Here is a 12,777-nt window from a genome sequence, read left to right as displayed (position 1 = left end):
TCAGTCATAAAAATCGCGAGCGGGATCCAGCACCGGTTTAATGATGTTGGTACGAATCACGAAATCACCGAAGCCTTCATTCGGCTGGCGATCTTGCGCCCACAGCCCGATAAGCCGATCGATGTCCGCGAGGATCTCGGTTTCATTAATATTTTCGCGATACATGCGGGGAATGCGTGTCCCCTCGCGATTCCCGCCAAGGTGCACGTTATAACGCCCCATAGCTTTACCCACCAGGCCGATTTCTGCCAGCATCGCACGGCCGCAGCCGTTCGGGCAGCCCGTCACACGCAGAACGATATGTTCATCGCCCACGCCGTGCTGCTGCATGATGCCTTCCACTTTCGTGACGAACTCCGGCAGGAAGCGTTCGGCTTCCGCCATTGCCAGTGGACAGGTCGGGAACGACACACAGGCCATCGAATTCTTACGCTGCTCGCTGACGCCGTCATCGATTAGGCCGTGCTCACGCGCCAGCGCATCAATCTTCGCTTTGCTACGCGCAGGAACGCCCGCGATGATCAAATTCTGGTTCGCCGTTAACCGGAAATCCCCTTTGTGGATCTTGGCAATTTCCGCCAGACCGGTTTTCAGCGGACGCCCCGGATAATCCAGAACACGACCGTTTTCGATAAACAGCGTCAGATGCCATTTATTGTCGATGCCTTTTACCCAGCCAATGCGATCGCCACGTCCAGTGAATTCATAAGGGCGCACGGCTTCAAATTTCACACCGGCACGCGCTTCCACTTCCTGCTTGAAGTTATCCACGCCTACACGCTCCAGCGTGTATTTGGTTTTCGCGTTTTTACGGTTAGTCCGGTTACCCCAATCGCGCTGCGTGGTCACCACCGCTTCTGCGATGGCCAGCGTATGCTCAATGGAAATGTAGCCCAGCTCACTGGCGGTACGCGGATAGGTTTCTTTATCGCCGTGCGCAATAGAAAGCCCACCGCCCACCAGCACGTTGAAGCCCACCAGACGGCCGTTATCGGCAATCGCAACGAAGTTGAGATCGTTCGCATGCAGATCGATATCATTCTGCGGCGGGATCACGACCGTGGTTTTGAATTTACGCGGCAGATACGTTGAACCTAAAATCGGCTCTTCATCCGTCGTTGCCACTTTCTCCTGATCCATCCAGATCTCAGCATAGGCCCGCGTGCGCGGCAGCAGATGCTCAGAAATCTTTTTAGCCCACTCATACGCCTGCTGATGCAGTTCGGATTCGATCGGGTTAGACGTACACAGCACGTTGCGGTTCATGTCATTCGCCGTCGCCAGCGCATCCAGCCCGATGCTATTCAGCATCTGATGTACCGGTTTCACGTTCGATTTGAGAATGCCGTGATACTGGAACGTCTGACGGTTCGTGATACGAATACTGCCGTAGATCGTATTTTCAGTCGCAAATTTGTCGATCCGCAGCCACTGCTCTGGCGTCATCACGCCACCAGGCAGACGGCAGCGCAGCAGCATCGCATGGCGCGGCTCCAGCTTCTGCTCGGCACGTTCGGCGCGAATATCGCGGTCATCCTGCTGATACATACCGTGGAAACGGATCAGCAGAAAGTTATCGCCCTTAAAGCCACCGGTCAGACCATCGTTCAGGTCTTCAGCAATCGTGCCGCGCAGAAAGTTACTTTCTGTCTTCATGCGCTCTGCGTCAGCGAGTTTCCCTTCTACCACTAAGGGGCCGGGGTGTTTTTCACTGAAAACGTATTTTTCACTCATTAGTACACATCTCGCTGATAACGGCGCTCAAGGCGCAGATCGCTTAAAAACTCATCGGCCTGTTCACTGTCCATGCCGCCATGCTCAACTATCAGATCCAGCAGTGCCCGCTCGACGTCTTTTGCCATACGGTTGGCATCACCACACACGTACAAGTGTGCACCGTCCTGAATCCAGCGCCAGACTTCCGCACCTTTTTCTCGCAGTTTGTCCTGCACATACACCTTGTTCGCCTGATCGCGTGACCAGGCCAGGTCGATATGGGTTAGCAGTCCATCTTTGACGTAGCGCTGCCATTCAACCTGATACAGAAAATCTTCCGTAAAGTGCGGGTTACCAAAGAACAGCCAGTTTTTCCCTTCTGCCCCTTCGGCATCGCGCTGCTGCATAAACGCACGGAACGGCGCAATGCCAGTGCCCGGCCCAATCATGATGACCGGTGCATCGGAGTTAGCAGGCAGACGGAAGTTATCGTTATGTTCGATGAAGACGCGGATTTCGTCGTCTTCGCTCAGCCTGTCGGCCAGATAGCTGGATGCGCCACCGGCACGCGCGCGGCCTTCGTATTCGTAGCGCACCACGCCAACGGTGATGTGCACTTCACTTTCGGCTTCCGCCTGCGAGGAGGCAATAGAGTAAAGACGCGGCGTCAGCGGACGCAGCAGACCCAGCAGTTGCTCCGCCGTCAGTTCAGTCGGCGCTTGTCGCACCATATCGACCAGCGGTGTACGCTGTGCAAACTGCTGAAGCGCAGGCTTATCGGCCAACAGCGACAGCAGCGTTTCATTACGCGACAGTGCCGCATACTTCTCGACAATCGGTGCCGTGTTCTGCGTCAGCTCAAAGTGGCTTTTCAACGCCTGCGATAATGGCAGCGTCTTGCCGTCAACGCTGACAGACTCATCGCCTTTCAGCCACAGTAGTTCCAGCAATTCCTGCACCAGCGCGGGATCGTTATCGAACCACACGCCCAACGCATCTCCCGGCTGGTAACGCAAATCAGAATCGCCCAGATCGATCTCGATATGGCGAACATCCTTTTCGGAGTTACGCCCAGTCACTTTCTGATTGACGGCAAACGTGGCATGCAGCGGTGAAGCTTTGCTGTACGGGCTGCTGGTAATTTCATCCAGTGCGCCCTGAGCGGCAATCTGCGCGACGGCGTCACCCTGAACCGGCACCCGCGCCTGTAAAATGTCCACCAGTTGGCGTCGCCATTGTTCGGCAAGCCCCTGATAATCGACATCGGCATCAACGCGATCCAGCAGGCGTTCCGCACCTAGCTCAGCCAGACGGCTATCGAAATCCTTACCCGCCTTGCTGAAGAATTCGTAAGAAGTATCGCCCAGACCAAACACGGCAAACGCGGTGTCTTTCATTTCTGGGGCTTTTTTGGACAGCAGGAACTTGTGCAGCGCGACCGCCTCTTCCGGCGGCTCCCCTTCCCCCTGCGTCGAGGCCACAATCAGCAGCAGTTTTTCCTGCCCGATTTGCTTGAATTTGTAATCACCCGCATTGACCAGATTGACGGACAGCTTGGCTGCCAGCAGATCGTCACGCAGCTGTTCTGCGACCCGGCGCGCATTGCCGGTCTGTGAGGCGGAAATCAGCGTAATCGTTTGTACCAGCACCGTGACTGCGGATGCTGTCGTTGCCGTGGCAGCGATCGCCCCCAGTTGCACATTCCCTGGCTGCTGTACTAAACCCCAGAAATAGCCGGATAGCCAGGCTAGCTGCGTCGATGAGAAATCACCGGTTGCCGCCTGTAAACGCGTTAATTGCTCCACACTCAGCGGAAGCAATGAAGTGGGGGAAACCGGAGTAGTCATTGTGATTTCTGTTTCCTTGTGCCTGTGCTGTTAGCCAACGACGCTAATACAAAAATAGGCAATAAAAAGATGGATGGAGGATAAGGGTAACGGTCTGCATCTTAACAATTAAAGAAATGATGGAAATATTAAATAACCAAAATGACTAAATGGTTTTTCTGATAGTCCTTATTGCTTAAAGTGTTATAGCTGACTGGACGCCTCTGGAGAGCCTATTTTTGAAATTATCCGGTATTGACCGCTCTTCTATAAAGAAGCGAACAGGCTCACATTTCTGGCGTTCGCTTCAGGAATTTATCCTTTGCGATAGCACATCAATGCGATACTCACGCCAGTGGCAACGGGAGAAAAATGATGTGGCAACGACGCGCACTGGAGCTCAATACGCAAGACATTTGGCACTGGCAACAAGTCATCTCGGTCGTCGATTATGCCCGTGAGCACGGCTTTAATACGCTGGTGCTGGGCGCAGCGGATTTGCTGGATAAACTGGTGACGCCGGAAGCCTACAATAATGCGCGTTTTGACGATCGCATCAGCAGCCAGCAGCGTTCCCGCTGTGTTTACCTGAATCAGGTCGCGGCGCACTGCCGTGAACAGGGGCTAGCGCTATATCTGCAATGCAAAGAGCTGTCGTTTCCCACGGATTTACTGCTTCATCACCCAGAATTACTCGACGACACACATAGCCTTCGCATGGATACCGATTTTTGGTGCGACTACCTTGCCGCCAAAGTCGAACTGTTGATGCAGCAAATTCCACGGCTGAGCGGCCTGCTTCTGGCGATCTCCAACAGCGATAGCCTGCTGCGCTTTTCCGCCCCTTCCGGCGATGCGATCAACGGCGTCGTTCCCGTTACCACGCACTGGCCGACCAACGCCGACAGCGAGCAGATCTATCACCGTCTATTTTCCGCCGTCGCCCGTGTGATGCACTACCACCAGCGCCATTTGGTATTGCGTGCGTTTCCTGCCAGCCATCAGGATATCGGTAATGTCCTGAACGCCATTCGCACGCTGCCAGAATCGGTCTCCGTCGCCATCAAAGTCACGCCGGAACGCTTCTGGCCTGAGTTCCCCAATAATCCGGCGCTGCTGGACATCAACGGGCGTGAAGTCTGGGTTGAGCTGGATCTGGCTGGCGAAGAGGTCGGCTGGGGCAATCTCCCCTTCCTGCGCTACACCGAAGTTCAAGGAAGACTGTTGTGGTGCCGGGAGAAAAATCCCGCGATTGTCAGCGCCCTGTGCCGCATCAGTTGGGAAGGCGTAGATAATCACAGCGTGATCGGCACGCTCAGCGAATTTACGCTGTTTGCCTGTTCCCGACTGCTGACTAACCAGACCGCAGCGGCAAACGAAAGCACGCTGTTTGCACAGTGGCTAATGACGCGCTACCAATGGCAGCCGGACGATACCGTGCTGCATGCGATGCTCGCCTTGTTGGATCAGGCTCATCAGGCCATTTCCCTATCGCTGTATGCGCGTCACCACGTTTTCCACCGTCACAGCCTGCTGCCGACCAGCTTTGGTCAAGCGATCTGGAGCCTGTACGGCCAGCTCAACCGTAACCACTGGCTGCCGGGTTCCGGTCAGGATATTACGTTCGATCCGCAGCATGCGGAACTGGCTTCGCAGAATCTCTATCACATTGCGAAAGAGAAAGATGCCGCCTGGCTGTTGGCGGAACAGTGCCAGCAGGCCGCACTGCAATTCTCCCGCGAACACACGATGCCAGAAGCGCTTAGCGTGCGCTGGCAGCAGGAATGGCGTGGTCTGACGCTGTACTGTCGCGCCTTTGTTCACGCACAGAAAGCCTTCTTTACGCTGCACTACTGCAAACAGGTGGAGAACAACTGGACGCTGCGGGAAATCGCCAAAACCAATATTCAGGCGCTGTACGGGATTGGGCATGAGATGGAGGATTTCTGCCTGCAACACCGGGATTATCCGGTGAGTCTGCATGTGATGTTTGACGCCGGGCGTCCACGCGCGTTAGCCGATAGCCTGCAACAGCAGTTGGCTGAACTCACGTAACGCACCGACAGTCACTACCTTAATTAATCACGATCTTAGTCAGCAACGACCTAGCGAACCACCCGTTTCAGAATGCGCTCACCTGAACTGCTGAAGTTTTTCGCCGATTCTTCCACGCTCTTCTTGCCATAGTCGAGCTGTTCGATGGTTTGCAGGATCAGGCTGGCAAGCTGCGGATCTTCAAGATAAGAGGAAACAGGCGTTTGCATCGGTTTTTCTAGCGCCATTGAGAGCCCTGCAACCGATAGATCGTTCGTATCCAGTTTCTGCTTTTCTTCCAGCGTTTGTCTGGCGATACGGCTGAGCGGAATGCCGCGCTCGGTGCCCATCAGCAGCGCACCTTCAGGATCGTTCATCAGATAATTCAGCAACAGCGCCGCTTCTTTCGGATGTTTCGTGTTTTTACTGATAGCAAACAGCATCGACGGTTTGAAGAACTGCCCAGAGTTATCCGATCCCGGCGTCATAATGTAAGGCCCTAATTCGAGCTTACCGGGTGCCGCCAGCGGATCGGCGTATTTCTTCACGACCGAAATCCACAGGTGTGCCCCGCCGTATTCCCCGTTAATCCAGGGGCGTGTTTCATACATCCCGACTTTACCAAACGCGTTGTAATACTTCGAAGACGGCATCACATGTTCGTCGATCAAACGCTTATAGAAGCGAAACGCCTCGATCCACTGCGCCTCGCTGTAGTTAAAGCGCTTGTTCTTTTCATCGATCATGCCGATCTGGTATTTCTGCGTCATGTAATAGTTGATCAACTCCAGCACGCCTTCACCGCTGTCCTGCGCAGGCGAGGCGATAGGGAAATAGTTATCGCCCAGTTTCTCTTTAAACACCTTGCCCGCATGGAACAGCTCATCCCAAGTGGTGGGATACGGCAGCCCCGCCTTCTTCCAGGTTTCCGTGTTGTAGTACATCACCAGCGCATTCAGCGAGGTGGAAATCGCGTTCACCTTGCCGTCAATTGTCGCGGGTTTCAGCGCATCTTCGGGGAAATCCTGTAATTTCAGCGTATCGGTCAGCTTATTCAGATCATAAAATCCGGTGCCCGTCTTGGAAAAAATCGGCAACCAGTTCCAGTTTACCTGTAGCACATCCGGTTCTTCACCGCTGGCAATCTGCGTCGTCAGGCGGGATAGGTGCCCGTCCCAACCGGTATATTCTGGTCTCACGCTGATGTTCGGATACTTTTTCTGAAACGCTTCCAGCGCCGTCAAGGTCGCCTGATGACGGCTGTTTCCTCCCCACCAGGAGAGGCGTAATTCCACGGGTTCAGCAGCCTGCGCGAACGAACAGAGCGCAGAGAAGGCGATGACAATCAGTCCAGGTAATCTCATTTTTCCCCCAACGACATTATTATTGTGTGTGTCTGGCGTACTGGTGTGGCGATATAGATGAGAAAGCAGGTAGGTACATAGCCGTGAATCAAACCATTTCTCGACCCTGACAAGATAGGCAGAACCCGTTTTATCGCGCTAGCCATCACGGCGGGAAAACGCGTGATTTGCGGGGCTGACGGAAGAAATGCTGATGACCGCACCACGTTAGCGGGCGTTTCAACCACGCGGTGTGAGCCCTATGTGATGTGGCAGGGAGGTGCCTCACATCATTAACCGGTGCACCACACCAAAAAGAGATTTAATTCACAAATAAGAAACACAAAAACAACAAAACCACGCCATGCGCGCGGCAAAAGCGAGAAAACGGCGCAAAAGTGTGATGAAACACACACGGCATAACGCGCCGCATCGTCCTCTTCGTTATGCCTTTCACATTCCCTTACGCCGCGCGCCGTGCGCTGTGAAGCCCGCTCCAACCTCCGCAGATTTCACCATGACAGACACAGCTAAAAACCCGCAAACGTGCTGCAATCGGAACAGGCTCGATCAGATAGGATAAAGCGATGAAGCACTCTATTCAGTCATACTCCCCCGCTGCCGACGGCATCACGCCGGATACCGCCATCTTTCAGCAGGCTATCGATCGGATTGCGGCACAGGGCGGCGGCACCCTGACGGTGGAACCGGGGCGCTATCTGTTAGGGGGATTGTTGCTACCTTCCAATTTTTGTCTGCAATTGGAGGCGGGCGCTGAGCTCATCGTCAGCGGTGACTATGAACAGTTTGCGCAGGCCACGACGATCAGCATGGCCGAGCTGTCGCACCGTGCATTTCTTTATGCCTACCAACAACGCAATATCACGATCTGTGGTCAGGGTAAGATCATGGGAAATGCCGGCGCCTATTTCTCTGCGGAACCCGACGATCAGGGCTATCGCCTGCCTGCACAGCATCGCCCACGCGTTGTGGTCTTTGAGGATTGCGAGCACGTCCGCCTGTGTGATTTTACGATTGAACACGCCCCGATGTGGACCGTGCATCTGGTCAGTTGCCGTCAGATCATCGTCGAGCGGTTGACGATTGATAACGATCTGAGCATGGCAAATACCGACGCGCTGGATCTTGATAGCTGCCAGCAAGTGCAAATCAGCAACTGCTCTCTGAGCGCTGCCGACGATGCGCTCTGTATCAAAACTACCCACAAGCCCCCCCACCTGCAACGGAAGGTACAGCAGGTGGTCATCAGCAATTGCCTGCTGCGCTCCAAAAGCTGCGCTCTGAAGATCGGCACCGAAACCTTTGCCGACATTGAAGATATTTCCGTCAGCAACTGCGCCATTTACGATACCAACCGTGCGATCGGCCTGATCTCGCGCGATGGTGGCGCGTTCCGACGTCTACAGTTCAGCAACATCACGTTCCAGTGCGTTGCTGCACATCCCTGCCATTGGGGCAAAGCCGATCCGATCTTTATCTCCGTGCGCTATCGCGATCCCGCCATCGAACCAGGCCGGATCGAGGCAGTGCAATTTTCTCAGATCGCAGGGATCAGCGAGGGAGCGATTAACCTGCACAGCACGCCCGCAGGCTACATTAGGGATATCCATTTCCATGTCGTGCATCTCGAACAGCGGCAGAGCGACTCACCGGAACAGGGCATGTACGATGTTCGCCCTCCTTGTAACCCAGAACGCCCGACGGGTATGGGGCTGGACAATGCGTATCGGGTCAATCCGGCGACAGGTCGCGCCTTCGGTGTCGACCATTACCCAGGCGGCATGCCCGCGCTATTTGCCCGTGGCGTTGTGAACCTGACCACCAGCCACATGACGATCCACCGCCCCGATCCGCTACCATCAGGCTGGCATCACGTGGCAATCGTGGAGTTGGAAGAATAGTCGTCGATCCAGTAGGCATTATTGGTGCAGCCAGGCAAATGAAATAGCCTAATGAAGTAGGCGATAAGTGATTCACGCGACACTTTCGGGTAGTATGCGACGGTTTTTTGCATACTCTGTTCTGAAAGCTCCTTTTTCAGAACGAAACCGGGAACATCGCTATGGTCACTACGCTATTTAAAGATTTTCAGTTTGAAGCCGCGCATCATTTGCCGCACGTACCAGACGGTCACAAATGCGGGCGACTGCATGGGCACTCTTTCATGGTGAGGCTGGAAATTACCGGTGAAGTAGATCCGTATACCGGTTGGGTGATGGATTTCTCAGAACTGAAAGCTGCCTTCAAGCCCACATGGGAACGGTTGGATCATCACTATCTGAATGAGATCCCCGGTCTGGAAAACCCGACCAGCGAAGTGCTCGCGCACTGGATCTGGCAGCAGTTAAAGCCGACATTACCGCTGCTCAGCGCCGTAATGGTGAAAGAAACCTGCACCGCCGGCTGCGTCTATAAAGGCGAGTAACAAAGAAGTGGTGGTGCTGTAGTCTGGCGTGAGCATTCCTCTCTCACGCCGCTACTAGCAGTCGATACATATCAGGCAATATTCAGGTATTTATGCGTCTGCATGGAAAGCCGCCAGTTACGGGCGATGCAGGTCGCGATGCACAGTTTGGTCGCATCCTCTTTCTGACTGATCGGCTGTAGCGCCACAATACGCGGTTTATCATCATCAAGCCGCGCCAGCAACGCATCCAACGCTTCAATATCACGTTCACGCGCCACCGGATGTTTAATCTCATCCGCCCGTTGCAACGCCTGATCGAGCACCTTCATACCGCCGCGCATATTCACCTTCGGCGATACCGTCACCCAGGTTTTGGGCGAACAGCGCACCTCGTGAGTGCCGCTGGTTTCGATCTGGCAGCTGAAACCCTGTTTTTCCAACTGTAGCGTTAGCGGTGCTAAATCGTGGATGCAGGGTTCACCACCGGTGATCACAATGTGGCGTGCCGTGTAGCCTTGCTGCACCATCAGCGCCAGAATGTCATCCGCGCTCGCCGCTCCCCAGGCATCGCTTTCTTCCGTTTTTACCAGCACCTGATCCAATGAGGTTTCCCGCTCTGCCAGTTTGTCCCAGGTATGTTTGGTATCGCACCAGCTACAGCCTACTGGGCACCCTTGCAGGCGCACAAACACCGCCGGAACCCCGGTAAAATAGCCTTCACCCTGTAACGTCTGGAACATTTCATTAATCGGGTACTGCATGTTTTTCACTGTCTCGTTCACTTAAAAAACACATTATACCCTAAATCATTCGCGTTGCAGGTGGGCGGCTGCGCCGTGGAAAACTCAGCGGGAACACGCCAAACCGTGGGACGGTTGAGTAATTCGCCCCATGCGTCAATAATCAATCTGTTGTTACGATTTCGCCTGCTTTCATTATTAACAAGGACAAAAATAAATGAAGTTATTGAAACCTCTAGCCTTATTGCTCATCTCATGCACGTTCGTGCCTGCATTTGTTCAGGCACAGGATATCGCGCAGATTAAAACTCAGCCGGGCTATTACCGCATGATGCTGGGCCAGTTTGAAATTACCGCGCTGTCTGACGGCACCAACACCATGCCGATGGATAAGTTGTTGCAGCGCACCCCACCGGAAAAAATCACCGAACTGCTGGCAGAGAAATCGCTGACGCCGCAGGTGGAAACCTCTATCAACGCCTATTTGGTCAATACTGGGAAACACCTGATTTTAATAGATACGGGCAACGGCAAGCAGAGCAACCCTACGGTGGGAAAAGTAATGCCGAATCTGATTGCGGCGGGCTACAAACCTGAACAGATCGATACCGTCTTGATGACTCACCTGCACGGCGACCATTTTGGCGGTCTGGTGCAGGACAAGAAACTCAGCTACCCGAATGCCACCGTGTATGTCAGCCAGCCAGAAACCGACTTCTGGCTAAGCTCGGATAACCTGAAGAACGCACCAGAGAACAGAAAATCCGCGTTTCAACGCGTGCAAAGTACCTTTGATGCTATTAGTAAAGAGAACAAGCTGAAAACGTTCCCGGCTCAGCAGGCAACATTGTTACCCGGCATCACCGCCATTCCGAGTCCGGGACATACGCCAGGGCACACGTCTTTTCTGATCGAGAGCGAAGGCAAAAAACTGCTGGCCTGGGGAGACATCATTCATGCGGAAGCGGTGCAAATGAGCTTACCAGACACCACCATCAGCTTTGACTCAAATATGGATCAGGCGACGGAATCCCGTAATAAGGCGCTGGCCGACGCCGCCAGCCAGGGTTACTGGGTTGCAGGTGCTCATCTGCCCTTCCCCGGCATCGGCCACGTGGGTACGCGTCTGGAACGTAACGGCACCACCAACGGCTATCGCTGGCTTCCAGTGAATTACAGTGTGGCAGGATTATCGCAATAATCTCCTTGCCGTCACTCAAGCAGGGGCGGTTCCATCCCTGCTTGAGTGACCTCGCTCTTTAGCCCCTACTCCACCATTAGCTCACGTAACATACGCTCGGAGTTGTTCAGGAAAGACGCGTGATTTGGTAATGTTCCGTATCCTCATAGGCTACCTGCTGTATCCCTTCCTCACTGAACTGAAAGATAATAGCATCAGGGACGCTATCAGGATTAGGGAATGCGTCGCGACATTGAAAAAGCCCTCCATGCGTAAGAAGAAGCCGTTTTTAGGTTTCTTACACCACCCGTAGGAAATGTAACAATTTTGAATGTGAAGTACGGGGGCCGAAGTTGAAATTGCGGGTGCCACCTTCATTTTCGCCACTACTGTGGGGTGGTTATTCCTTTCACTTATTTTTTATAACAATTTTGTAACCTACCTACGCAAGGTGTAAAAAATGACAGCGACGACAACCGAATCATCTAACCACACCAAAAAGGCGCGCCTCGCCTCAGCCATTGCCAAATTCTTCAAACATATTACCCCGATGCAGGCCATTATGTTGATTATTAATCAGATAGATAGGTCAAACATCGGATGTATAACAGCATCGGCATCGGCCTGCTTACCGTAATTCCTTAGCTGTACGCTATTATCGCCATCAACCTCGTTGAAAAATTCATTTAGAATAAATTCTCCCAAAGAGATCTACTATGTCAAAAATTACTTGGTATAAATTTAAGTTAAAAAAACCATTATTATTTGACTAAAAAACACAAAAAAGCATTATTCATTGTGAAATTAAATTGGCCTATGCTTTATTACCCTCATCCATAAATCATATTGAACACGTCGGGAATTACAATAACAATAAATACGACACGTCAAAAAAACAAATAAATCCCAGCATTACAACCTATTTATTATGTTTTAATGACATATGACGTTAATAAAAAACAATCAATAGAGGATTAAAATGGCTAAAATTACAGATTTTGTAGGAACAGCAGCAACTACAGGTCAAAAATTACCGGCTTCATGGCAATTATTTTCTTTTGGTAGCATGGATAATTGTGGTACTATCAACGTCAATTCCATCAGCGATTTCAGCGCCAACATCACGATTGACGTGAATATTCACAGCGTTCCTTTTAATACAACCCTTGATATTAACCTTCTCGATAAAGACCCTAATAGTAAAAAAGGTGAAGCCAGCATTTCTTTTGATGGTGGGGCTGTAGAAAAAATAAATTATTATGAAGGAAATGCCGATGCTCCTCATAATTACCCTGGAGGGAATGCATTACTTCTGGATAATATTAAATATCAAAATTACGATGTTAATATTCAGTTATGGCCAGCGAAAGATAAAACATTATTTTACGTTAAAATACCATTAGTCTCTTTCTGGCTAATGGCTGGGTAATAAAAAGCCGCCTTCATAGAAGGCGGCTTTTTATTACCCAGAAGGCTGACGAATCCCCAGAAAAAGAGACAGGCATAGAGT

The 12,777-nt window shown here is 52.4% G+C and carries 9 protein-coding genes; 5 read left to right on the top strand and 4 right to left on the bottom strand.

Annotation, left to right across the window (positions count from 1 at the left end; translation table 11 throughout):
- Both cysI and cysJ read right to left on the bottom strand, forming a co-directional pair.
- Positions 1-1,734 (bottom strand): assimilatory sulfite reductase (NADPH) hemoprotein subunit, encoded by a 1,734-nt coding sequence (cysI, locus tag K7X24_RS11040; RefSeq protein ID WP_224554914.1) that lies wholly within the window; start codon positions 1,732-1,734, stop codon positions 1-3.
- Positions 1,734-3,563, bottom strand: coding sequence for an NADPH-dependent assimilatory sulfite reductase flavoprotein subunit (gene cysJ, locus K7X24_RS11035; RefSeq protein WP_224554912.1), 1,830 nt, complete (start codon positions 3,561-3,563; stop codon positions 1,734-1,736). Before cysJ ends, cysI begins: the two co-directional genes overlap by 1 nt.
- A 354-nt stretch (positions 3,564-3,917) precedes the next feature.
- On the opposite strand from cysJ, the gene K7X24_RS11030 reads away from it, so the two are divergent.
- Complete coding sequence (locus K7X24_RS11030) at positions 3,918-5,597, top strand: hypothetical protein (protein ID WP_224554947.1); 1,680 nt, start codon at positions 3,918-3,920, stop codon at positions 5,595-5,597.
- A 50-nt stretch (positions 5,598-5,647) separates the two neighbouring features.
- On the opposite strand, the gene K7X24_RS11025 is transcribed toward K7X24_RS11030, so the two are convergent.
- Positions 5,648-6,940 (bottom strand): ABC transporter substrate-binding protein, encoded by a 1,293-nt coding sequence (locus K7X24_RS11025; protein ID WP_224554910.1) that lies wholly within the window; start codon positions 6,938-6,940, stop codon positions 5,648-5,650.
- A 566-nt stretch (positions 6,941-7,506) separates the two neighbouring features.
- On the opposite strand from K7X24_RS11025, the gene K7X24_RS11020 reads away from it, so the two are divergent.
- Complete coding sequence (locus K7X24_RS11020) at positions 7,507-8,841, top strand: glycoside hydrolase family 28 protein (RefSeq protein WP_224554908.1); 1,335 nt, start codon at positions 7,507-7,509, stop codon at positions 8,839-8,841.
- 161 nt (positions 8,842-9,002) lie between these two features.
- Entirely contained in the window at positions 9,003-9,365 is a 363-nt protein-coding gene (gene queD / locus K7X24_RS11015; protein WP_224554906.1) for a 6-carboxytetrahydropterin synthase QueD, read from the top strand.
- 71 nt (positions 9,366-9,436) lie between these two features.
- Here queD and queE read toward each other — a convergent pair whose 3' ends face one another.
- Positions 9,437-10,108: a 7-carboxy-7-deazaguanine synthase QueE gene (queE, locus tag K7X24_RS11010; protein WP_224554904.1), complete on the bottom strand. Its 672-nt coding sequence runs from the start codon at positions 10,106-10,108 to the stop codon at positions 9,437-9,439.
- 196 nt (positions 10,109-10,304) lie between these two features.
- Here queE and K7X24_RS11005 point away from each other — a divergent pair, with 196 nt between their 5' ends.
- Both K7X24_RS11005 and K7X24_RS11000 read left to right on the top strand, forming a co-directional pair.
- Positions 10,305-11,288, top strand: a complete 984-nt coding sequence (locus K7X24_RS11005; protein WP_224554902.1) for an MBL fold metallo-hydrolase — start codon at positions 10,305-10,307, stop codon at positions 11,286-11,288.
- Between the two features lie 958 nt (positions 11,289-12,246).
- A complete protein-coding gene (locus K7X24_RS11000; protein WP_224554900.1) occupies positions 12,247-12,696 on the top strand; it encodes a hypothetical protein in 450 nt (149 codons plus the stop codon).
- Positions 12,697-12,777 lie beyond the last annotated feature (81 nt).

Source organism: Pectobacterium versatile (assembly GCF_020166435.1).
Taxonomy (GTDB): domain Bacteria; phylum Pseudomonadota; class Gammaproteobacteria; order Enterobacterales; family Enterobacteriaceae; genus Pectobacterium; species Pectobacterium versatile.
The sequence above is the reverse complement of the archived record's forward strand: the minus strand, read 5'-3'. Positions and strand labels throughout refer to the sequence as shown.